Origin of the sequence: Spirosoma lacussanchae (assembly GCF_005870035.1) — a bacterium.
Taxonomy (GTDB): Bacteria; Bacteroidota; Bacteroidia; order Cytophagales; family Spirosomataceae; genus Spirosoma; species Spirosoma lacussanchae.
On record NZ_SWJG01000001.1, the window covers coordinates 332,316 to 353,480 of the forward strand.

Annotated in this window: 18 protein-coding genes; 8 read left to right on the top strand and 10 right to left on the bottom strand. The window is 54.0% G+C overall.

Annotated features, from left to right (window positions below; all coding sequences use genetic code 11):
• Positions 1-33 precede the first annotated feature (33 nt).
• The 3 genes from FBR45_RS01380 to FBR45_RS01390 all read right to left on the bottom strand — a co-directional run bounded on the left by FBR45_RS01380 (position 34) and on the right by FBR45_RS01390 (position 4,501).
• Positions 34-2,223, bottom strand: a complete 2,190-nt coding sequence (locus tag FBR45_RS01380; protein ID WP_138498642.1) for a GumC family protein — start codon at positions 2,221-2,223, stop codon at positions 34-36.
• Between the two features lie 9 nt (positions 2,224-2,232).
• The gene (locus FBR45_RS01385) at positions 2,233-3,006 is read right to left on the bottom strand and encodes a TolC family protein (RefSeq protein ID WP_246082074.1); all 774 of its coding nucleotides are present in this window, start codon (positions 3,004-3,006) and stop codon (positions 2,233-2,235) included.
• A 286-nt stretch (positions 3,007-3,292) separates the two neighbouring features.
• Positions 3,293-4,501 (bottom strand): glycosyltransferase, encoded by a 1,209-nt coding sequence (locus FBR45_RS01390; protein ID WP_246082075.1) that lies wholly within the window; start codon positions 4,499-4,501, stop codon positions 3,293-3,295.
• Positions 4,502-4,843: 342 nt separating this feature from the next.
• Between FBR45_RS01390 and FBR45_RS01395 the strand changes: the two genes are divergently transcribed.
• Positions 4,844-6,568 carry a S41 family peptidase gene (locus FBR45_RS01395; RefSeq protein ID WP_138498646.1) on the top strand — a complete coding sequence of 575 codons (1,725 nt, stop codon included), beginning with the start codon at positions 4,844-4,846 and terminating at the stop codon, positions 6,566-6,568.
• Positions 6,569-6,637: 69 nt separating this feature from the next.
• Here FBR45_RS01395 and FBR45_RS01400 read toward each other — a convergent pair whose 3' ends face one another.
• From FBR45_RS01400 to ffh, 3 genes are all read right to left on the bottom strand, one after another.
• On the bottom strand, positions 6,638-7,087 hold the full coding sequence (locus FBR45_RS01400; protein WP_077923488.1) for a hypothetical protein: 450 nt from the start codon (positions 7,085-7,087) through the stop codon (positions 6,638-6,640).
• Between the two features lie 149 nt (positions 7,088-7,236).
• Positions 7,237-8,460 carry a S8 family peptidase gene (locus FBR45_RS01405; protein WP_138498648.1) on the bottom strand — a complete coding sequence of 408 codons (1,224 nt, stop codon included), beginning with the start codon at positions 8,458-8,460 and terminating at the stop codon, positions 7,237-7,239.
• Between the two features lie 315 nt (positions 8,461-8,775).
• Entirely contained in the window at positions 8,776-10,095 is a 1,320-nt protein-coding gene (gene ffh / locus FBR45_RS01410) for a signal recognition particle protein (RefSeq protein WP_138498662.1), read from the bottom strand.
• 287 nt (positions 10,096-10,382) lie between these two features.
• Here ffh and FBR45_RS01415 point away from each other — a divergent pair, with 287 nt between their 5' ends.
• The gene (locus tag FBR45_RS01415; protein WP_138498664.1) at positions 10,383-10,643 is read left to right on the top strand and encodes a hypothetical protein; all 261 of its coding nucleotides are present in this window, start codon (positions 10,383-10,385) and stop codon (positions 10,641-10,643) included.
• A gap of 74 nt (positions 10,644-10,717) precedes the next feature.
• On the opposite strand, the gene FBR45_RS01420 is transcribed toward FBR45_RS01415, so the two are convergent.
• Positions 10,718-12,406 carry a peptidase dimerization domain-containing protein gene (locus tag FBR45_RS01420; RefSeq protein WP_138498666.1) on the bottom strand — a complete coding sequence of 563 codons (1,689 nt, stop codon included), beginning with the start codon at positions 12,404-12,406 and terminating at the stop codon, positions 10,718-10,720.
• A gap of 516 nt (positions 12,407-12,922) precedes the next feature.
• Here FBR45_RS01420 and tnpA point away from each other — a divergent pair.
• From tnpA to FBR45_RS01440, 4 genes are all read left to right on the top strand, one after another.
• Positions 12,923-13,357 carry an IS200/IS605 family transposase gene (gene tnpA, locus FBR45_RS01425; RefSeq protein WP_138498668.1) on the top strand — a complete coding sequence of 145 codons (435 nt, stop codon included), beginning with the start codon at positions 12,923-12,925 and terminating at the stop codon, positions 13,355-13,357.
• A gap of 431 nt (positions 13,358-13,788) precedes the next feature.
• Complete coding sequence (locus FBR45_RS01430; RefSeq protein WP_138498670.1) at positions 13,789-15,015, top strand: NADP-dependent isocitrate dehydrogenase; 1,227 nt, start codon at positions 13,789-13,791, stop codon at positions 15,013-15,015.
• 100 nt (positions 15,016-15,115) lie between these two features.
• Positions 15,116-15,511, top strand: coding sequence for a Dabb family protein (locus tag FBR45_RS01435; protein ID WP_138498672.1), 396 nt, complete (start codon positions 15,116-15,118; stop codon positions 15,509-15,511).
• Between the two features lie 151 nt (positions 15,512-15,662).
• Entirely contained in the window at positions 15,663-16,523 is an 861-nt protein-coding gene (locus tag FBR45_RS01440; protein WP_138498674.1) for a hypothetical protein, read from the top strand.
• A gap of 3 nt (positions 16,524-16,526) precedes the next feature.
• On the opposite strand, the gene FBR45_RS01445 is transcribed toward FBR45_RS01440, so the two are convergent.
• Both FBR45_RS01445 and FBR45_RS01450 read right to left on the bottom strand, forming a co-directional pair.
• Positions 16,527-18,710, bottom strand: coding sequence for a S9 family peptidase (locus FBR45_RS01445; protein ID WP_138498676.1), 2,184 nt, complete (start codon positions 18,708-18,710; stop codon positions 16,527-16,529).
• Positions 18,711-18,764: 54 nt separating this feature from the next.
• Complete coding sequence (locus FBR45_RS01450) at positions 18,765-19,355, bottom strand: YcxB family protein (RefSeq protein ID WP_077923498.1); 591 nt, start codon at positions 19,353-19,355, stop codon at positions 18,765-18,767.
• A 147-nt stretch (positions 19,356-19,502) separates the two neighbouring features.
• Between FBR45_RS01450 and FBR45_RS01455 the strand changes: the two genes are divergently transcribed.
• Together FBR45_RS01455 and FBR45_RS01460 are read left to right on the top strand one after the other, a co-directional pair.
• Positions 19,503-20,015, top strand: a complete 513-nt coding sequence (locus tag FBR45_RS01455) for a phosphoribosyltransferase family protein (RefSeq protein ID WP_138498678.1) — start codon at positions 19,503-19,505, stop codon at positions 20,013-20,015.
• A 229-nt stretch (positions 20,016-20,244) separates the two neighbouring features.
• On the top strand, positions 20,245-20,850 hold the full coding sequence (locus tag FBR45_RS01460) for an OmpW family outer membrane protein (RefSeq protein ID WP_138498680.1): 606 nt from the start codon (positions 20,245-20,247) through the stop codon (positions 20,848-20,850).
• A gap of 70 nt (positions 20,851-20,920) precedes the next feature.
• On the opposite strand, the gene FBR45_RS26285 is transcribed toward FBR45_RS01460, so the two are convergent.
• The gene (locus tag FBR45_RS26285) at positions 20,921-21,097 is read right to left on the bottom strand and encodes a hypothetical protein (RefSeq protein ID WP_171044810.1); all 177 of its coding nucleotides are present in this window, start codon (positions 21,095-21,097) and stop codon (positions 20,921-20,923) included.
• Between the last annotated feature and the right edge of the window lie 68 nt (positions 21,098-21,165).

Genomic DNA, 21,165 nt, shown 5'->3' on the forward strand with positions numbered 1-21,165 from the left:
ACCCGGTAGCATTGCTGCACCGGGTAGCGTCGTCTACGTCATATTCCGCTGGGTGTACAGTGAGTTCTCAGACTGAATGGGAGCCAGCTTGGCGTCGTCACGCCCCGGCACGTCCATGTAGTTGCCACCCACCCGGTTCAGTATCAGCAGCATGGGCTGGTTGGTGACACGGGCGTAGAGGCTGAGCAGTTGTTTTTCGGCGCGGGTCCAGGCCGTGTTGGCGTCGATGACGAGCAGCGACAGGGCGCTCCGTTTCAGCAGGAATACCGGAATTTGATGGTCGATCAGCGACGGCAGTTCCAGCAGAATCCGGTCGTAGCGGGTGGCGTCGAAATCCTGACTGGCGTCGAGCAGGTAGCTGATGTCCGTTACGTTCATGAAGTCGGGCCGGATGGTATAGGGCAGGAACGTAATGCCGTTCCGCACCTCGCGCTGTTCGTTGCCTTTCTGGCGGGGGTAGCAGTAGGCCACCTGCTGGTCGGCGTCGTTATACAGTTGAGCCAGCCCGTTGGCGACCCACGATTTCCCCTGCTTCGGGCGGATACTGAACAGGGTAATAATGGGTGGATAGGGCGATGACGTGGCCTGGGTTATCTCGATGTGAATGGCGTTGAACAACCGTTCAAACATGCTGCGGCTGGCCCAGGTCACCTTCGAGTACACATTCGGCTTGCTTACCGTCGGGAACACAGCTGTAACGGGCATACCGACCATCTGCTCGGCCTGATCGGGCGAGTGAATTTTTTTGTCGAGCCAGAAGCGCAGCGCCGTCAGCACCAGCGCCAGGAACAGCCCCACCCCAAAACCAATGGCAACGAGCTGCCAGCGCTTGGCGGCCTGGGGCACAAGCGGGAAATAAGGGGCGTCGAGGACTTCGAGCGTACCACCAATTTTAACATCCTGCCGGCGCATGCGGGACTGATCGACGTTCTGTAGCAGGTCGAGGTATTCTTTTTCGGCTACGGCCAGTTCGCGCTGGAGCTGCCGGAGCTGGGTGCCGAGTGGGCTGTACTCGTTAAGTTTCGCCTGGTACTCGTCCATGCGTTTCTTGTAAGTCCGCAGGCGGGCGTTCGATTCTTCATACTCCAGAATCTTGGTCATCCGGTCGTTGGCCATGCTCTGGGCGGGCAGGGCGTCGGGAGCACTGGCTGCGGCATCGTACTTCTGGGCGCTCAGTTTGAGCTCTTCGCTGGCCTGGGTAACGGCGGCCTGGAGCCGGGTAATGATATGCCGGGGCTGGTTGTAGGCGCGGGCGTTGGCCAGCTGGTTCTCGGCGTCGGCCAGTTTTTTCTGTTTAAGGCTCAGGTCGGAGTTGGCCGACCGAACGCTTCCCTGCTGACCCATCCGGCGGTCGAGGGCGTCGATGGCGGCTTTGGCCGCATCCCGGCGCATCAGCTCCTGGTTATATTCGGTACTCAGCAGCTCTTTGGACGCCGACACGTTTTTCGACTCAGAGTCGAAGTCAAGCACCTTGTGCTGAATATTGAAGGCGCGCAGCCGTCCTTCGGCTTCGTCGAGGTTTTGCTTGGCTTTGGCCAGTTTACCTTCATAATAGCCAACGACCGAGTTGGTTTCGGAGGTTTTGAAGAGCGAATACCGCTCGTTCAGCATGTCGATGGCGTAGCGAAGGGTGCGCTGGGCAACGGCCGGATCGTCAGACTCATACTCCATCAGCAGGATGTCGTTGGTTGCTTTGCGGGCGGTTGCTTTCAGGGTTTCGGTCAGGTGCCGCAGCGAGTAGTACGAATTGGAAGTCAGCAGTAGCTCTTTGATGGGGTTAGCCATCTGCGCTTTCGACAGGCTGTCGAGGGCCGTAATCAGCAGGGCCGGGTCGCCTTCGAGGGGGAGCTGGTAGCGCAGACTGGGCGGTACGGCCTGTTGTAGTTGCTGAAAGCCACCGGCTCCCAGGATCAGACTGTCGGGCTGTTGCAGACGCAGGTGGTCGGCCAGCAGGTGAATGCCGACCTGGAGCATGGTCTCCTTCGAATAAAGGGTAGTGAGCAGGTTGTCGAAAGCACTGGCTGAGCGGTCGCCATACGCAGCCTGCTTGTCCGATAACAGCGAATAGCCCGAGGCCAGGCCCGTATAGAGCGTAGCTTCTGACTTGTAGACTTTGGGTTCGTTCCGGGTGGCGTACCAGGCGGTTCCGGCCGTGATACAGGGAATCAGAACGAACAAAGGCAGATGTTGCTTCAGTAAACGAAGAAAAACACTAATATTCATACCCGCTCATTAGTATCGTTTCAGCCGCTGGATGGGGGTTCCCATCAAGGCTTCGAACAAGTGTACACTTTTCAGAAAATCGCCTTTGACTTGCTCGGTAGTGGCTTTTGCCTGTACGTAGGCCGTTGTGGCACTGGCCAGCTGACCGGTGGTTATTTTGCCTTTCTGCAACTCGGCCTCGGCTACCCGGAGCGCGGCCAGTGATGCCTGCTCGTCGATGAGTCGGGTTTTCAGAATCTGCTGGGCCGTGATCATGTCCTGGTAAATGCTGATCAGCTGCTGCTTCAGCTCCAGCTCGGCAATGTCTTTCTGAACCAGGGAGGCCTTGTAATTAGCGTCGGCCTGCCGGATGAGGTGTTTCCGTCCGAAGACGTCGAACAGCGAGACCCGAAGTTCGACCCCCGCCCGATACCCGTTGGCAATTTGTCCGATAGGATTCGTATTTAGATCAGGTGAGCCGCTGGCGATGAGAACCTGGTTGCCGCCCGAGTAGTTGCCAAAGCCCGAAACGTTCTGCAGGATCTGGGTGCGCGCAACGCCCTGAGACGCTTTCAGGACGCTGGATACCTCATTCTGGTATTTGATCGCGGGCGAATAGGCAACGGCAATCTTTACCAGCTCATCGAAGGGCAGGAGCTGTACGGCAATGTCCTGGTTCACGTCGAGGTAGAGCGTATCACTGGCCAGCCCCGATGAGCGCCCGAACGATACCAGTCCCCGCCCGCCCCGGCTCTGCCCGAACCCAGCCGTCAACGTCCACAATAGTCCGACAACAACAAGCAAGCTAATTCGGTATACAGTACGCAATGGTTGCCTACGAAAGCAGATGTTCATTCAGAATAAAGGTTTTTGGCTACGCTGACAGCGTCAGTTTCTCAACGACTGAATCAGCGGGTATCCAAGTTACTGTTTTGTTGCTTATGAATCGTCTAATTTTATTGTTCGGTGGTTACTGGCTGAGAGGCTGTTACCGGCAATCCACCCGGTTGCGGGGTCAGGACTATTGTTTGGACTAGCTGTCTTCGATTCTGTCACTCTATATAGTTAATATACTTTTTTCCCTTCTTTTTCAGGGTACATGCACGTCTGGTGAGCCCGTATGGGGGGTATGCATAAACCGTTTGAAGGCCTTTCGCATGTTCAGGACAGCCCGCCCGAAGCTCAGCATCAGCATCGGAATCAGCATTAGTTCGCGCAGGGTGACGCGCTGACGCAGATAGGCTGGTATCGAGATAAACAGGCTGAAACAGAGGGTGATCAGCAGGGCCATCGGAGCGGCCCACAAGGCCGGGTTGAACGTCAGCAGGGCCAGGAGCGTACAGAGTCCCAACACGCCCAGCAGAAGCACACGCGGTAAAACAACCTGCCGAAGCATACTCAGGGCGGGTGTGGGGCGACCCTTCCATAATTCAGCCAGGCCTTTCTTGTAATACAGGCGCAGAAACTGAAACTGGGCCGCAATCCAGCGGGTGCGCTGGTTCTCGAAGATGGCTCGCTGGGCTACTTTTTCATCGTATATGTAGGCCTGCTCCAGATAGCCAATGATGTAACCATTCAGTTCAACATTTATCTCCAGTTCCTTATCGTAGCCGCCCATGGTCCGGAGGTTGGTCATGCAGGCCTTCATGAGCCGCAAATCGAAGGCCATGCCCGACCCGATCACCGGCGACGACAGGCCCAGCGACCGGGTACCTTTCCGGAAAATATGGTTGTTGATCTCTTCGCTGATGGCGTCGAGCAGCGCCACCCCGGTATTGGTATTTTTGGCTACCCGGTGGCCCTGTACGGCTCGCCAGCCCTGCTCGAAAGCCGCGTTGATCCGGACCAGAAAGTCGGGTGCCATGATATTGTCGGCGTCGGCCACCACCATGATATCGTACTGACCGTCAGGAATCCGGGCAAGGGCCGCGTTGAGCGCTTTGGCCACCGTCGATACCTCAAAGGACACCTCCATAACCCGAATGGGCAGATCGGCCAGCCCGGCCAGGGTAGCCGGCTGCATGGAGTCGGCAATGATAATCAGGTCGAACAGCTCGGCGGGGTACTGCTGGCGGAGGTTGGCCTTTACCGAGTCAATAATAACCGCATCTTCCTTATAGGCAGGGATCAGGACGCCGATCCGGCGCAGCCGGGGCGTTTGAGGGAGTGGGCCGCTGTCATCGGCTTTGCCCAGCCGACCCGCTACGGCAAACAGCAGAACATACAGGACCGTCAGCGCCAGAAAGCTCAGAAAGCCAAAATAAGCCAGATAAACGAGCGACATCGAAGTAAAGTACATGAGAGTGAATGTGAAATTCGGCCATAAATCATGAATAACCAATCTGAGCACTCAAGATTGACCAGACGGTTGGTAAGTATGTCAATCAAGTAGTTAGACTTCGTTTCCGTAAATCCGTCAAGTACCCGCTAAAAAATGTTAGAAATATTTAGTTTACTTTAATGACCGGTCAGCAATAACAGGTACTCGTCATAGCCCAAAATAGGCCTGTCAGAGCAAAAAGCGACCTTGGGGTTCAGACGGTTAGCAATTTTTTCCCGTATAGGCATTTCTGGCAAACATTTCGCTATACTCCCAACGTTATGCCTATACTACGACATCAGAGTTAGCGGGTTAAAACGAATGGAGGCAGGACACGAAACGACCAACGAATCGGCGGGGCAGAAAGGCCCCCGTTCGCCGATTCATAATGACAAAGCAACTGTTCGGTTGCCCATGTTGCTGGGCATTACGCTGGCAGGTGGTATGCTGATTGGAGCCACGTTTTTCGGCGGCACCAAGAGCCTGAATACCATTGGGCGGGGGTATACCAAATACCGCGAAATCTTGCAGCTGATCGAGAACAACTACGTCGATTCGGTCAATACCGACGAACTGGTCGATTTTTCGATAGAAAAGATGCTGCAGAAGCTCGACCCACATACGGCTTATATGAACCCGCAGGACGCTATTGCGGCCCGGTCGCAGCTGGAAGGCGGGTTCGACGGCATCGGGATCGAATTCAATATCTACAAGGATACGGTATACGTGGTGACGCCCCTGGCGGGTGGCCCTTCGGAAACGGCTGGTATTCTGAGCGGGGATAAGATCATTAAAGTCGACGATCAGGCCCTGGCGGGTGGTAAAATCGAGAACAGTGCCGTCTTCAAGGCCCTGCGTGGCAAACGCGGCACCGACGTTCGGCTCACCATCCTGCGCAAGGGCGATGAAAAACCCAAGGTGTTTACCATTACCCGCGACCGCATCCCGACCTACTCGGTCGATGCTGCGTACATGGTTGACGGTAAAACCGGTTACATCAAGGTAAATCGTTTTTCCGAAACGACCTACGATGAGTTCAAGTCGGCGCTGGCGGCTCTCCGGGCCGAAGGCATGAGCCAGTTATTGCTCGACCTGCGCAACAATCCGGGGGGGTATATGGACCGGGCTACCAGCATTGCCGATGAGTTTATTGCCGGTAACAAATTGCTGGTTTACACCGATGGTAAAGACAACCGCTACGACCGGCAGACCTACGCCCGGATTGCGGGTCAGTTTGAGGACGGGCCTTTGATCGTACTGGTCGATGAGGGCAGTGCGTCGGCGTCGGAGATTGTGGCGGGCGCGTTGCAGGATCACGACCGGGCACTGATCGTTGGTCGGCGGTCATTTGGTAAAGGACTGGTGCAGATGCCAGTGCAGCTGTCTGACGGATCGGAGTTGCGACTCACGATCTCGCGGTATTATACCCCCAGCGGCCGGAGCATTCAGAAGCCTTACGTGCCGGGTCAGGAAGGGGATTATGAAAAAGAGCTGGAACTCCGCTCGAAACGGGGCGAGTACTACATTGCCGACTCGATCAAGAACGACCCGAAGCTGAAGTTTAAAACCGACGGCGGGCGGGTGGTATACGGCGGTGGCGGTATTACGCCGGATTACTTTATTCCGCGCGATTCGAGCTGGCAGACGCCCTATCTGGTGCAGCTGTATGGCAAAAACATCATCCGTGAGTTTGCCGTCGAGTACGCCAACGCGAACCGGAAGAAACTGGAGAAACTGCCATTTGCTGACTTCGACAAAACAGTTTCTATCAACGACGAGGAGATGGGCCGGTTCGTGAAAGATGCTACGTCGGCAGGGATCAAGTTCAACGAGAAAGAATATAACCGCTCCAAGCCCTATATCCGGACGCAGATAAAAGCCTTAGTGGCGCGGTATGTCTACCAGAAGAACAACAAAGGCGGCCAGAACAACGAGTTCTTTAAAGTCATTGGCGAGGCCGACGATACGTACCAGAAGGCGCTGAAGTTATTTGACCGGGCCGATAAGCTCGCCCACGGTACCTTTACGTACAATCAGCCCAAATAGGGCGATTATAAACGGGAAATGGGGTCGGTAGAGCAGGCAACAGCCCGTTCTGCCGACCCCATTTCTGCGTTATTCGGCTTTTACTTTTTTCTTGAACTGATAGGCCAGCCCCAGCATGGATTGCAGGTTACCGGTTTTGAAGTCCTGGCGGGCGTAGGGAGCCAGCTCGAAAGCAGCCCGCAGATTCGGTACAAACGGTACCCGTACCCGGACGCCTACGTGCAGCGAGTACCCTTCCAGCGCCTGACGGTCGTCGAGTCCGTTGAGGAAGTTGAACCGGACGCCCAGACCGGTATATACGTTTACCTGGGGCTGGCGACTCACGTTGACCATCGGGCAGAACGTAGTGCTAAGCGACCCAAATACGGTGTTGGTCTGTACGCGCGCATCGAGCCAGAGGGCCCGATCGGCATTGGTACTAACGCTAACGACGTTATTGAACGGATAATAGGCTACGGAAGCCTGACCAAAAGCCGAAGCGGCAACGCTGAGGAGCAGCGCAGTAAATGCGTGTTTCATAGCCGCAAAACAACACTTTTCCCGGCAGAAACAAGCGGCTGAACAACGAAAACAACTGTCTGGTCCGGCCGGAGCGCCCGTAAAAAAAACACGACCCAGCTATAAGCCGGGCCGTGTCTGACTAGATTTCTATCTACCAAAATCCTTTGTTACCGATAAGCGCGCTTGTCGGGGGTGCCGTCGGGGTCGCCTGTTACGGTGCCGTTGTAGCGAAGCGTGCCGCCGTTGGCCAGCAGAATACCGGCCACGTGGGGGGTGGCCATCGAGGTACCGCTCAGCGTGGCGTAACCACCATTCTTATACGTCGATTTGATACTCACGCCCGGCGCCGAAATATCGATCGGTGGGTTGCCGTAGTTCGAGAAGCTGGCAAACCGGTTGTTGGCGTCGAAAGCCGATACTGTAATAATGTTGGTACCGTTTACCCGACCCGGCGATGAGTTGTTGGCGTTCTGGGCTTCGTTGCCTGCAGCCAGCGCGAACTTGATGCCTTTGGCGGCTGCGCTTTTTACCGCGTTGTCGAGGGCAGTCGACAGCCCGCCACCCAGGCTCATGTTGGCTACGTCGCCGGCCCGGCCGTTGCTAGCCACAAAATCGACGCCCGCAATAACGCCCGAGTTGGAGCCGCTGCCGTTGCCGGCCAGCACTTTTATGGGAATAACCGTAGCCCCTGCCGCTACGCCAACCACACCCAGACCATTGTTTTTGGCCGCAATGGTACCGGCAACGTGCGAACCGTGGCCGTTATCGTCGTCGGGGCTGGCGCTGGTGTTGATGAAGTTACGACCGCGGGTCTGGCTCACATTCAGATCGGGGTGGTCCATATCGATACCGGTGTCGATTACCCAGGCTACGGCCGTACCCGTATAGTTCACAAATCCGCCCACGCGGGTGATACCCCAGGGGGTTTCCTGCGCCTGCGCTGAAACGCTTCCGCCCGGCAGCTTCAGCTGAAATACCTGGTCGGGCTCTACCGAAGCCACTACCGGCAATTTCTCGACCCAGGCCGCTTCCTGCTGCGACAGGGTAACGGTGAATCCTTTCAGACTGGACACATAGACCTGCTCGGCCCGCTGGCCCATCGATGAGCCGATCACCTGCTCGATCAGGCCCCGCATCCGGTTCAGTCGACCGTCGTAGGCCCCGCCTTCGGGGGGTAACAGATTCGCGATATCCGCGTCTTCTTTCAGCGTGATGATGTATTTCTGTCGGTCACCGGCAGCCCGTGCCGATTTGCCGGGCTGTTCGTAGCGAACCAGGTTGTCAGGTACCTGTTGGTCAGATAAAGCAGCATCGGGTTCGGTAAGCTGGCAACTGGCCAGTAAAAAGGATAAGCATGCGCCCAGCAGGGCACGTTTAGATACGTGTACCATGTGTAAGTTAAGATGAAGGTTATTGAATTTGGGTTGAGGCCTCGTCAGAAATATAGAAACTTTTTATTTACGAAATCAATATATGATAAATTAAAAATTAACATTTTTTGCATAATTCAGCATATTATTGATGTTATTTAGGCTAATAGCTTGTTATTCATTGGCATACCGTTTAATAAAGAAACGGCACCAGGAAGCGGGATGCGATGCCTGGTCGGGCAGGAAATAAGTTTGGGTAGGCCCTTAACGCCAACAAGCCGAACAACCGCTCCTGGCGATTATTCGGCTTGCTGACCAATGGGTTACTATAGGGTGCTAGCGCATCAGTTTATTGAGTTTTCCTGACGACTGCATGGTATTCATCTTTTTCATCATCTTCCGCATCTCCTCAAACTGTTTCATCAGGTTATTGACCTGCGTGATGTCGGTACCCGATCCTTTGGCAATGCGTTTCCGGCGGCTGCCGTCAATCATATCGGGGCGTTGACGCTCCAGGGGGGTCATGGAACTGATAATGGCTTCGATGGGCTTGAACGAGTCGTTATCAATATCGAGGTCTTTGATCATCTTGCCCATACCGGGAATCATGCCGAGCAGATCTTTCACGTTACCCATCTTCTTGATTTGCTGAAGCTGGCTCAGGAAATCGTCGAAGTCGAACTGGTTCTTCCGCATCTTAGCGTTGATGCGTTTGGCTTCGTCTTCGTCAAACGCCTGCTGCGCCCGTTCAACCAGCGAAATTACATCGCCCATACCCAGAATCCGGCTTGCCATCCGATCGGGGTAGAACACGTCGAGCGCTTCCATTTTCTCGCCCGTGCTGATGAACTTAATGGGTTTGTTGACAACGGTCTTGATCGACAGGGCCGCTCCACCGCGGGCGTCACCATCGAGCTTGGTCAGTACGACCCCGTCGAAGTTGAGCCGTTCGTTGAACGTGCGGGCGGTATTGACGGCATCCTGACCCGTCATGGAGTCGACGACGAACAGGGTTTCGGAGGGGGATATGGCCCGTTTTACGGCTTCGATTTCCTGCATCATCGCTTCATCGACGGCCAGACGACCGGCTGTATCAACGATGACTACTTTCTTGCCGGTCCGGCGTGCCTGGCTGATGGCGTTCTGAGCAATCTGAACGGCATTTTTATTATCGGGTTCGCTGTAAACCTCCACGCCGACCTGCTCGCCCAGTACCTTAAGCTGGTCGATAGCGGCAGGCCGGTAGATATCAGCGGCCACCAGCAGAACGTTACGGCCCTGTTTTTTGAGGTACGCAGCCAGCTTGCCCGAGAACGTTGTCTTTCCCGAACCCTGCAGACCCGCAATCAGAACAACCGCCGGATCGCCCTTAACGTTGATGTTCTGGGCTTCGCCCCCCATCAGTTCGGTCAGTTCTTCCTGCACGATCTTGACAAACAGCTGACCCGGCTCTACCGAGATCAGCACCTTGCGGTCGAGGGCTTTGTCGCGGATGCGGTCGGTAATGTCCTTCGCTACTTTATAGTTTACGTCGGCATCTGTCAGTGCCCGGCGCACTTCCTTAATGGTAGCGGCAACGTTAATTTCGGTAATGCGGCCCTGCCCTTTGAGGGTCTTAATAGCCTTATTGAGCTTATCCTGAAGATTCTCGAACATAGTCCTTTAAAAACAGTGACACAAAGATAACAGTTTCCGGCGGGGTGCTATAGTGCGGTCGGCTGATCCGTACCGATTTGTGGCCACTGTATCCCGGGTAACTATTTATTCCTATTCACTGCATAAATAATACTAAACGTCGTTATGTTTGTAATTGTGGTTCATACGAACATGAATCAATCCCGCGATAGCCAGCATTAATGAGTGCATTTACCTTCATGAGAGAAATCGGACTAAACAAGGTAGCGGGTCTATGGCTCGTTAGCCTTTTAATCGCCTGCCCATCAATGACTGTAACCGCGGGCGCGACAACTGTACAGCCGCCAGTTGCGACTACGGCCGACGTGAGCGCACCCGCCAAAAGCCTGAGTCGTCAGCCAAAAGCACCCGTTCTGGCTCGCAACTCAGCCGCAACGACTAAAACCGAGGCCACGGTCGACAGCAAAAAAGCGCGGCAGGACGAAGGTAAAAGCACCATCAGCCGTTGCTGGAAACGCTTAATGGACAACGTCCGGGAGGTAACCAAAGCGCATCGCAACAAGCAATAGATAACCCGGAGCCTATTTATCGTTATCCACAGAAAAGCCCCTGACCGGGGCTTTTTTGTGGAAGGCTGGCGGGCTTACTTGCCCGTCGGCTCTTTATTATCTTTTATTTTTTCGAGGTCGGCCCGCTGGTCGTCACGCAGGGTTGGGTATTTGATGCCCAGCTGTTCGAGATAGGTTTTGTAACGGGTTGGGTCGTAGTAGTATGGTTTCAGTTTCGGCTTAAAATCGGCCATGATTTTCTGGTTGAGGTAGACGGCCGGAAACTCCTTCGGCGAAATCAGGGGCGTGTACTTCTGCTCTTTGGTTTGTTCGTTAGTATAATACGCCCAGGCTTCTTTGATGATTTCGGGTTTTAGCAGCAGATCGAGCAGGGTCATGGCTTCGGCTTTGGCACCGGCCACAATGCCTTTGTGCGCGATAGGCGTGGCCATGGAGATGGCATTGCTCCAGTGGTGGCCGGGCAGGTCGGGAATGTTGCTGGGGTAGCGCAGAACGATGGTAGGCAGTGACCACGAGATATCCGCAATATCGTCGGAGCCGCCGGTGAGGGGCACGAACGTTTGGCCGCCCATGATCATGGTGGGCGCCGTACCGGCGGGCAGTCCGATGCTGTCGAGTTTCATGGCCAGGCCGCCGGTTTTGCGGGCCTGGAGTTCTTTCTGGGTGGCCCGGGCCAGCAGCTGATCTTCGGGCGACCAGGTGGGCAGCCCTACTTTCCGGATGTTATTGTACATGGCTTCGGCAATGGGCTTGTTGAAATGGCCGGGCCAGGCCGATCCCAGTATTTCGTAGGTAAACTTGGTATCGGTCATCAGGGCGGCTCCTTCGGCAGTTTTAATGCCGGCTTCGAACAGCTTTTTGATCTTGGGGTAGCTCCGTTCGCGGAAGTAGTACCAGACAGCCGCTTTGGAGGGGACAACGTTCGGCTGGTCGCCCCCGTCGGAGATGACGTAATGCGACCGCTGAGTTAGTTCGAGGTGTTCGCGCCGGTAGTTCCAGCCGATGTTCATCAGCTCTACGGCGTCAAGCGCACTTTTCCCCCGCCAGGGCGCTCCGGCTGCGTGGGCCGCCGACCCTTCAAAATTGAATTTCACCGACACTAGTCCGTTGTTCCCGGCATCGCCGTAGGAGGTGGTCAGGTTGTCGCCTACGTGGGTGAAGATACAGGCGTCTACATTCTTAAAATAGCCGTCGCGGATGTAAAACGCTTTAGCCCCTACAAGTTCTTCGGCGACGCCGGGCCAGAGCATGAGCGTGCCGGGAATTTTGTCGCGTTCCATCAGCTGTTTCACGGCCAGAGCGGCTACGATGTTCAGGGCCTGTCCGGAGTTATGGCCTTCACCGTGGCCGGGAGCCCCATCGACGATCGGGTCTTTGTAGGCCACGCCGGGTTTCTGGCTGGCTTTGGGAATACAGTCGACGTCGGAGCCGATCGCGATGACGGGTTTACCACTGCCCCAGGTGGCGATCCAGGCCGTTGGCATACCCGAAATGTTTTTCTGGATGGTGAAGCCTTCCTTCTCGAGCAAGGTTGTCAGATAGGTGAAGGTTTCCTGTTCCTGGAAGCCCAGTTCCGAGAAGCTGAACAGCATGTCGTTGATCTGCTGAGCCTGGTCTTTTCGGGCGTCGACGGCGGCTACGGCTTCGGCTTTGATTTTGGCGAGTGGGTCGCGGTCGATCCCGGCAGGTTGCTTGACTTTCCGCTGTCCGGTTGCCAGTAATGGCAATAGTACACTGAGGATGAGGTAGATGGTTCGTTTCATGGATAAGGTTGTTTCCGACAATATACAAGTTACGGCGGCTCGGTGGGCGGTCTGTTGTCATTATTCTTGGCGGGTTTATAGATTGACAGGTCTGAGTACCAGGTCTATTGAGGTTGGGTTGAATATGGGATTGGGATACGATACCCCGGCATAAATGCCGGGGCTATTCATTGGTCGGCGAGTAGGGGGATGGTGTAAACCGTCAATTAGGAGGAGTGAGTATTGTGCCGGATCGTTCTGTGGGCGATTTATGAATCGCGTCGGCATTCATGCCGACGAAACGATATGGCGTATAGGATACCCCGGCATAAAAGCCGGGGCTATTCATCGGCCGACGAGGTAGGGGGATGGCGATGGTGTAGCCAACGAGAATGGGTAATACTCGTGCCGGATCGCTCTACCGGCGATTCATGAATCGCGTCGGCATTGATGCCGACGAAACGGTATACCAGCGAAGGTTTGTATTCATATATTTACAGAGTATGTATTAATGCCTGAAAGTAACCTGCCGTGATTATGAGCTATGTTAGAATATGGGTACATGCTGTCTGGAGCACGAAGAACAGAGAGCCTTTCTTTCAAACACCTACGCTACGTCAGATCGTGTTCTCGCATATACGCGATCACGCTCATGAACACAACATTTACATCGATTTCATTAATGGTTATACGGATCATGTGCACGTGCTCATATCGCTCAGGTCAACTCAGTCTATTGCAGAAGTGGTACATATCCTAAAAGGGGAGTCCTCAAGGTGGCTGAAGGAAAAACGCTATGTCCCGGCCTACTTCGCCTGGCAGACAGAGTACTTTGCTGTTTCCGTGTGTGAATCAACGCTTAATAAAACTCGGGATTATATCCGCAACCAGGAAGCGCATCATGAGGGACGATCTTATACGGAGGAGTATGACGGCTTATTGCGGCAATGGGGATTTACAGCCGACGATTAATGCCCAGTATAAATGCAAGGGCTATTCATTGGTCGGTGGGGTTAGGGGATGGCGATGGTATAACCTGTACGAATGGGTAAACCCGGGCCGGATCGTTCTGTCGGCTATTCATGACTAGCGTCGGCATTCATGCCGATGAAACGGGGTATATGGCCCCGGTATGAATACCGGGGCTATTTATTGGTCGTAGGGGTAGGTTACGGCGCTAATTCAATCGATGATAACGGGTAATACTCGTGCCGGATCGCTCTACCGGCGATTTATGAATCGCGTCGGCATTCATGCCGACGATTGTCCCGGCATTGATGCCGACGGTACCGATAAACCGTACGGAGGGTCCTCAGGCTCGTTTCTATTTTCCGCCTTGCCCCTTATTCACTACTTTTGCTCCCAAATTTTGCTTCGTTCCCAATTAATTATAAACAACTCGCATGGAAAAAATTAAGGTAGCAAATCCGGTTGTCGAACTGGATGGCGACGAAATGACCCGCATCATCTGGAAGTTCATCAAAGACAAGCTGATTCTGCCCTACGTTGACGTTGACATCAAATACTACGACCTCGGTATTGAATATCGCGACGAGACGAACGACCAGGTAACCATCGATGCCGCTAATGCAATCAAAGAATACGGTGTTGGTATCAAGTGTGCCACCATTACGCCGGATGAAGACCGCGTAAAAGAATTTAACCTGAAACAGATGTGGAAATCGCCCAACGGGACTATCCGGAATATCCTGGATGGAACGGTATTCCGCGAGCCGATTGTGATGAGCAACGTGCCACGTCTGGTAACCAACTGGACCGCACCGATCATCGTAGGACGCCATGCGTTCGGCGATCAGTACCGCGCTACGGATTTCCTGGTGCCGGGCAAAGGAAAGCTGACCATGAAGTTTGAAGGCGAAGACGGAACCGTACAGGAGTACGAAGTTTTCAACTTCAAAGGTCCGGGTGTGGCCATGGGTATGTACAACGTCGATGAGTCGATTCGCGGTTTTGCCAAGGCCTGTTTCAACATGGCCCTGCAGAAGGGATGGCCGCTGTACCTTTCGACCAAGAATACGATCCTGAAGAAATACGACGGTCGTTTCAAGGACATCTTCCAGGAAATTTACGAAGCCGAATTCAAAACCAAAGGCGTTCATTACGAACACCGCCTGATCGACGATATGGTGGCGTCGGCGCTGAAGTGGGAAGGTAATTTCGTATGGGCCTGCAAAAACTACGACGGCGACGTACAGTCAGATACGGTAGCCCAGGGCTTTGGCTCGCTGGGTCTGATGACCTCGGTACTGGTTACGCCCGATGGTAAAACCATGGAAGCGGAAGCAGCCCACGGTACCGTTACCCGCCACTACCGCGAGTACCAGAAAGGCAATAAAACCAGTACCAACCCCATTGCCTCGATCTACGCCTGGACGCGTGGTCTGGCGTTCCGGGGGCAGCTGGATGGCAACCAGGAGCTGATCGATTTCGCTACGGCGCTCGAAGCAGTCTGCGTTGAAACGGTAGAAAGCGGCAAGATGACCAAAGATCTGGCGTTGTCGGCTTATCCGGCTGGTACCAAGCTGGTAGCGGGTGAGCACTACCTCAATACAGAAGACTTCCTCGAAGCGCTGGACGAAAACCTGAAAGCAAAACGGGGCCTGGCTTAATACCACCCTTTATTAGTAACGCTATACCCCCGTGCCACGGTGCAAAGCGATGCGTCGCCCAGCCGTGGCACGATTTTTAACCCGTAAACCCTATATCCCTATGAAATACCTACTCGTCAGTCTATTAACGGTCCTGACGCTCACTACCTACGCCGGTACCGAGCCGCCCCGCAAACCTATGAAAGCCAAAGCCCTGCAGCACATTGTGCTCTTTAAGTTCAAGCCCGAAACCACCCCCGAGAAAGTGGCCGAGATTGTAGCCGCTTTTGAAGCGCTGCCGTCGAAGATTAAAGAAATCAAAGGTTTCCAGTGGGGAACCAATAACAGCCCCGAAAAACTCGATAAAGGCCTGACCCATGCTTTCATCCTGACGTTCGATAATGAAAAAGACCGCGATACCTACCTGCCTCATCCGGCTCACAAAGCTTTTGGCTCGGTAGTAGGCCCCTGGCTGGCCGACGTTACGGTGGTCGATTTCACCAACCAGGCGAAGTAGAAAAAGAAACAGACTATGCCACTGTAAAAAAGCGCCCATTACAGGCGCTTTTTTACAGTGGCATAAAAGCTTTCGGTAGTTATAATCAGATAAAACAGTATTTTACATTCGTTTTTAGGTGATTATATCCACTCATACAGGTTAAAACTAAATGAGTTCGCGAAGCCTGCTTAGTATTTCGGTAGCTGCAGTGGCCATAATGGTAGTTGTTTTGGACTCTGCGGTTATGTCGTTTGTTGAAAACACCTTACCCGCTATTTTCCAGAAATACTATGCTCCTGTCATTCTGGGACTAGTTGTCTTCATCGCAACTACGCTGCGGTATATTGGGCAGCGGCTTACCCGAATTGAGCTTCAGGAGATAGCCAGAACCAGGCTGAACGAATTATTTGATACGCTCAAGAAAAACGAAGGGAAGATTAAATCGAATCAATACCTGGAAAGTTTACAAGAAAACATTATAGATGAAGCACGGCAACAGATTGATGGGATCGGTACCATAACCCCACATCACCCGCTAACGGTCAACAATGAATTTCAGCGTATTCAGTACATAAGACATCTTTTCAAGAACAATCAGTGTAAGGAAATAATAGCCGTTACCTATGATATTAATAACTATTTTCTGAATTTCTGGGGCGGGCAAAACTATGATGAATTTATCAAAGTAAACAAATTTGCTGCTAAGCGGGCTACTATTAAGCGTTACTTTATTGTCAACAAAGTCGAATTTGAAGACCCCCGAAACGAGAAGCGATTACTGTACAACCAAATTTTGAGCGGGCTGAGTAACACGAAAAAGATTACCCACAAACTCATCTATGAGGAGGATTTATTGAGACTGGCGCCCGACTTTCCGAAGCGTAGCTTTCTGCTGATCGATAATTTTATCACCAGTGAGATTAAATACGGAAGCGAACGGGGTTACCTGGCCTTTGGTGAGCAGGAAAGCATCGTTCAATTAAAAAACCGACATCGGAAACTCACCGAAATCAGATCTGCCTCTTCGTAAGGACTACAGGTTTTTCTCCAGAAAATCGGTCATCATCGTGTACAGGTGCAGGCGGGTGTTGCCGCCGTAGATGCCGTGGTTCCGGTTGGGGTAGTAGAACGACTGGAACTGCTTGTTGGCCGCTACCAGCGCGTTCTCGAACGCAACGGAATTCTGGAAATGAACGTTGTCGTCGCCGGTGCCGTGTACGAGCAGGAATGGGCCGCGTAGCTTGGCCGCGTGGGTAACTGGCGAGTTATCGTCGTAGCCACTGGCGTTTTCCTGCGGGCGTTTGAGGTAGCGCTCCGTATAGATCGAGTCGTAAAACCGCCAGTTGGTAACGGGCGCAACAGCAATGCCGGTCTTGAACACGTCGGCACCCAGCGTCATGCAGAGGGATGTCATGTAGCCGCCGTAGCTCCAGCCCCAGATGCCAACCCGGGCCGGGTCAACGTAAGGCAGGGTTTTCAGATACCGGGCCGTTGCCATCTGGTCTTCGGTTTCGAGCTTGCCCAGCTGGGCGTAGGTAACCGTACGGAAAGCCGCTCCGCGCGCGCCCGTCCCCCGATTATCGACCGATACAATGACGTACCCTTTCTGCGCCAGCGTCTGGTACCAGAAGAAGTCGCGGGCGTCCCAGTCGTTTTTCACCGTCTGCGAGCCAGGCCCGCCATAGACGAACATCAGCACCGGGTATTTTTTGGTCGAGTCGAAGTCGGCCGGGCGAATCATCCAGCCATTGAGGTCGGTCGACCCGTCGGCGGCTTTGGTCCGGAAGAATCGCTTCGGGCTGATCCGGTAGCCGGCCAGCCTGGTTTTGAGCGCGCTGTTCGACTCCAGCACCCGCAGATCGGTGGTCGACTGGGTGTTGCGGAGACTGACCGTTGTTGGAGCCGAAGCGGAGGCATGATACAGCAGATAGTACGAAAAGTCGGGACTGAAGTCGGCCCGGTGGGTACCGGGCTGGGTGGTAAGCCGCTGCTTGTTCTGGCCGTCCAGCCCGATTCGGTAGAGGTGGCGTTCCAGGGGCGAGTCTTCGGTAGAGAGGTAATACACGAGCTGTTTTTTCTCGTCGATTCCTACGATACTAAACGCTTCGAACGTACCGTCGCCGGTAATGGGCCGGATCAGTTTACCCGCCATACTGTACAGGTAGAGGTGCTTGTAGCCGCTGCGTTCGCTGCTCCAGACAAACGATTTGCCATCGGCCAGGTACGTCAGATCGTCGGTAAACTCCAGGTCCACATACGTAGGGCTCGACTCGGTCAGCACCGTAGTGGCCGCCCCGCTGGCTGCATTCACGTGCAGCAGGTCGAGCTGGTTCTGTAACCGGTTGAGCCGGCGGATCGACAGCAGCGCCGGGTCTTTGGTCCACTGAATTCGAGGCAGGTAAATGTCGGTATTGGTGCCGGTCTGCGCCTGTATTTTCTTCGTCGTCGTTACGTCGGCTATCCAGACCGTTACAACGGAGTTGGCTTCGCCGGCTTTGGGGTATTTGAAGCGGTAATCGGTGGGGTATAATTCCCCCCAGAGCTGCATGTTATATTCCGGAACCCGGCTTTCGTCGAACCGAATCCAGGCCAGGCGCCGACTGTCGGGCGACCACTCGAAGGCGCGGGCCATGCTGAACTCTTCTTCGTAGACCCAGTCGGCGCCCCCGTTGATAATGGCGTTACGTTTGCCATCCGTTGTGAGCCGGGTTTCTTTCCCCGACTGCAGATCGACTACAAAGAGGTCGTTATCCCGAACAAAAGCCACCCGTTTCCCATCGGGTGAGAATGTAGCGTATTGCTGCTTGCCGGCCTGGCTGAGTGGTTTCAGCTGGTTGGTCGTCAGGTCGTAGACGTAAAAGTCGGCCTTGCTGGACCGGCGGTAGATCGGCTCTTCGTTGGTTGTCAGCAGAAGCTTGCGCTCATCGGCCGAGAGCTGGTAGCTGTCGACGTGAACGGCTTTGCCGGTGCCGGTTACGGTGTTTTTGCGCTCATCGAAGAGGGTCTCTACGGCGCTGCCCGTTGTGATGCTGAACCGATCGATGCGACCGCCGTCGAGGGTAGTGTAGAAACCACCCGTTTTCATCCAGTTTACGCCCGATACCGAACGCTGGTTGAAGACACCCTGGCTGCGCCCCCAGATGTCGTCGAGAGTAACGGGTTTCTGCGCCAGTACAAGGCCTGGTAGGATAATCAGCAGACTAAGAAATCGGAGCATACGGGTTGTGTGCCAATAAGGCCAGATGAGTGTGAGACGACCAGGGCCAGACCACTACTTGGTGGTTTCGGCCGGAAGCGCCGGACTGTCGGGCAGCAGGCCTTTGCGCCGGAGCAGGGCATCCGTAAAACGAAGGTCGTTATCGCTGTTGAAAATGCTGAACGGCAGATACAGGAACTGGGCTTTGGAAAGACCTTTCGTAACCACGCGGGCAATCCAGGTCGCCTTCACATTTTTCATGGCTTCGGTATTATCCAGAAAGAGGATGTAGGCGTCTTTGTCCTTGATAACGCTGTCGATCTGATTCCATTTTAGCAGGCCCCCTTCTTTGGCGTTGATGCGCATCAGGATCTGGCGGCTATCGATTTCGTAGACGTATTTCTGAAACAGGGCTTTGCTCTGTTCCATCTGGGCAATGCCTGTAATCTGTACGGCCCAGAACAGCACGTACAGGATCGTCAGGAGCACAATGACGATGTAAATCCAGTAGTTAGGATACGCTCCGGTGATGTTCAGAACCACGTTCAGCAGGATCAGTCCCAGCGGTACAAAGGCCCATTTCCAGTTCTCCTTCAGCCACTGCCGCAGGGCAATGTTGATGTACGTCTTTTGGTCTAATGCGTATTTTTTTGTCTTAACAATCATGGCACTTTCGTGAGAAAGCGCAAAGATACGGATTGTTAGGTGGAAAGGGAGAATAGGGCACACGAAAGGGAAAGGCCCCAAGGGCCTGTAATTTCGTTCCGTGACCGACTTTTCTCATCTTTACAGCGTAAATGGTTTTACCTGCGCATGAATACCATCCAGCCAACGCTGATTCTTACTCCTGAGCAGATTCGTCAGAAAATCCGGCGGATTGCTTTCCAGATATACGAAACCAATTTTGAAGAGCCGGCTCTGCTGCTGGCCGGCGTTTCGGGCGAGGGCTACGTGCTGGCCCAGGCCCTGGCGCAGGAGTTACAGCGAATTGCCCCTTTTTCGGTAGAACTGCTACAGCTTCGGCTCGACAAAACCCAGCCCGCCCAGCCGCCCGTCGAAGCCAGCGGATCGGTTACCGACTTTACCGATAAAGTGGTAATCGTGGTCGATGACGTGTTGTATACCGGCCGAACGCTGGCATTCAGTCTACAGCCTTTCTTGTCGGTACCGATCCGCAAGCTGCAGGTAGCGGTGCTGGTCGACCGCAACTACCCCCGCTACCCCGTCTCTGCCGACTACAAAGGCTACGAACTCAGCACCACCCTGACCGACCACGTCGATGTGGTCCTGAGTGATGACACCCGAATGGGCGTCTACCTCCGCTGAGCGTAACCAACCCAACTGTATCACCCCGACTGTGCCGCCAGGCCGGTCAATGGTGTTGACCGTATTAAAAAGTAATAAACAGTAAAGCCAGCACGAACCCGCAGACATCCGCTGTGTTAAATTTATTCATGCGTTCTCCTTGCCGACATATGAATAAATTTAATGTATCTGTTCTGTAGATAATATGTGATAAAGCCTAGATTCGCGGCTCAATCTATTAACTACAGTTATGAAAAAGTATGTACGCATAGTAGCTGTGCTGGTCCTGCTGCTGGGATGCTGGCTGGTACCAGGCCGGGCGCAGGCGCAAATTCAGCTGAACCTAACCGGAAACTACCTGGCCCCCGTCGAATCAGGCTCTTCGTTTTCCGATGGATTATGGGGGGGCGGAGCTACCGGGCGCTATTTCCTGAACCAGAATCTGGCCGTTGGGCTAAACGCGCGGTATTTTACCCGGCGTGAATCGGCCAGTGGCAGCGGAGGAGGAATTACGGCGACGGCCACAGCTAACTTTAATATACTCCAGGTTACGGGCCAGGCGGAGTATTTCTTTAGCGAAGCGGCTTACCCGCTGCGTCCCTACGCAGGGCTGGAAGCGGGTATGTACCGCTCTGCTTATAAATTAGACCTGACGACCAATGCCGGTGTCGGTGGGACTGATTCGGACAACGTGACCAATTTTGGTATCGCTCCCAAGGCGGGCGTACAGTACGCGATCACCTCAGCGCTGGGTGTTAATTTTGATGCCGGTCTGCACCTTATTTTCGGTGAGGGCGGTACGAGCAAAGCGCTGCTGCTGGGTCTGGGTGTCTATTACAACCTGGGTAGCAATTAGAAGCACTCGCACGAAAAAGGTCATTTCCCCCTCAGCGGATGGTCAGTCGCTGAGGGGGAAATGACCTTTTTTAGCCTTTCGTATTACGAATCAGGCTAATGCCGGCGAAGAAAAAGATACCGCCCAGAATCAGGTAAACGAACGAAGCCTGCGCTACGCCCCCTTTAGTGAAGTCGATGCCGCCGTAGATCAGACCAACCAGTCCGACCAGGGTGAGAATAAGGCCGAGTATGCTTTTTGTGTTCATCGTTGAGTCAGTAGAGTGAATGATGATTTCCGGGTAGATAACTCGAAAACAGACCGAGTGTCCCAAAA

Excerpts from the sequence above, each read along its gene's own strand:
- FBR45_RS01435 (WP_138498672.1), top strand. The coding sequence starts at position 15,116 with ATGAAATACCTACTCGTCAGTCTATTAACGGTCCTGACGCTCACTACC.
- FBR45_RS01420 (WP_138498666.1), bottom strand. The coding sequence starts at position 12,406 with ATGAAACGAACCATCTACCTCATCCTCAGTGTACTATTGCCATTACTG.
- FBR45_RS01445 (WP_138498676.1), bottom strand. The coding sequence starts at position 18,710 with ATGCTCCGATTTCTTAGTCTGCTGATTATCCTACCAGGCCTTGTACTG.
- FBR45_RS01455 (WP_138498678.1), top strand. The coding sequence starts at position 19,503 with ATGAATACCATCCAGCCAACGCTGATTCTTACTCCTGAGCAGATTCGT.
- ffh (WP_138498662.1), bottom strand. The coding sequence starts at position 10,095 with ATGTTCGAGAATCTTCAGGATAAGCTCAATAAGGCTATTAAGACCCTC.
- FBR45_RS01450 (WP_077923498.1), bottom strand. The coding sequence starts at position 19,355 with ATGATTGTTAAGACAAAAAAATACGCATTAGACCAAAAGACGTACATC.
- FBR45_RS01460 (WP_138498680.1), top strand. The coding sequence starts at position 20,245 with ATGAAAAAGTATGTACGCATAGTAGCTGTGCTGGTCCTGCTGCTGGGA.
- FBR45_RS01405 (WP_138498648.1), bottom strand. The coding sequence starts at position 8,460 with ATGGTACACGTATCTAAACGTGCCCTGCTGGGCGCATGCTTATCCTTT.
- FBR45_RS01395 (WP_138498646.1), top strand. The coding sequence starts at position 4,844 with ATGGAGGCAGGACACGAAACGACCAACGAATCGGCGGGGCAGAAAGGC.
- FBR45_RS01380 (WP_138498642.1), bottom strand. The coding sequence starts at position 2,223 with ATGAATATTAGTGTTTTTCTTCGTTTACTGAAGCAACATCTGCCTTTG.
- FBR45_RS01415 (WP_138498664.1), top strand. The coding sequence starts at position 10,383 with ATGACTGTAACCGCGGGCGCGACAACTGTACAGCCGCCAGTTGCGACT.
- FBR45_RS01440 (WP_138498674.1), top strand. The coding sequence starts at position 15,663 with ATGAGTTCGCGAAGCCTGCTTAGTATTTCGGTAGCTGCAGTGGCCATA.
- tnpA (WP_138498668.1), top strand. The coding sequence starts at position 12,923 with ATGAGCTATGTTAGAATATGGGTACATGCTGTCTGGAGCACGAAGAAC.
- FBR45_RS01400 (WP_077923488.1), bottom strand. The coding sequence starts at position 7,087 with ATGAAACACGCATTTACTGCGCTGCTCCTCAGCGTTGCCGCTTCGGCT.
- FBR45_RS01430 (WP_138498670.1), top strand. The coding sequence starts at position 13,789 with ATGGAAAAAATTAAGGTAGCAAATCCGGTTGTCGAACTGGATGGCGAC.
- FBR45_RS01390 (WP_246082075.1), bottom strand. The coding sequence starts at position 4,501 with ATGTACTTTACTTCGATGTCGCTCGTTTATCTGGCTTATTTTGGCTTT.
- FBR45_RS26285 (WP_171044810.1), bottom strand. The coding sequence starts at position 21,097 with ATGAACACAAAAAGCATACTCGGCCTTATTCTCACCCTGGTCGGACTG.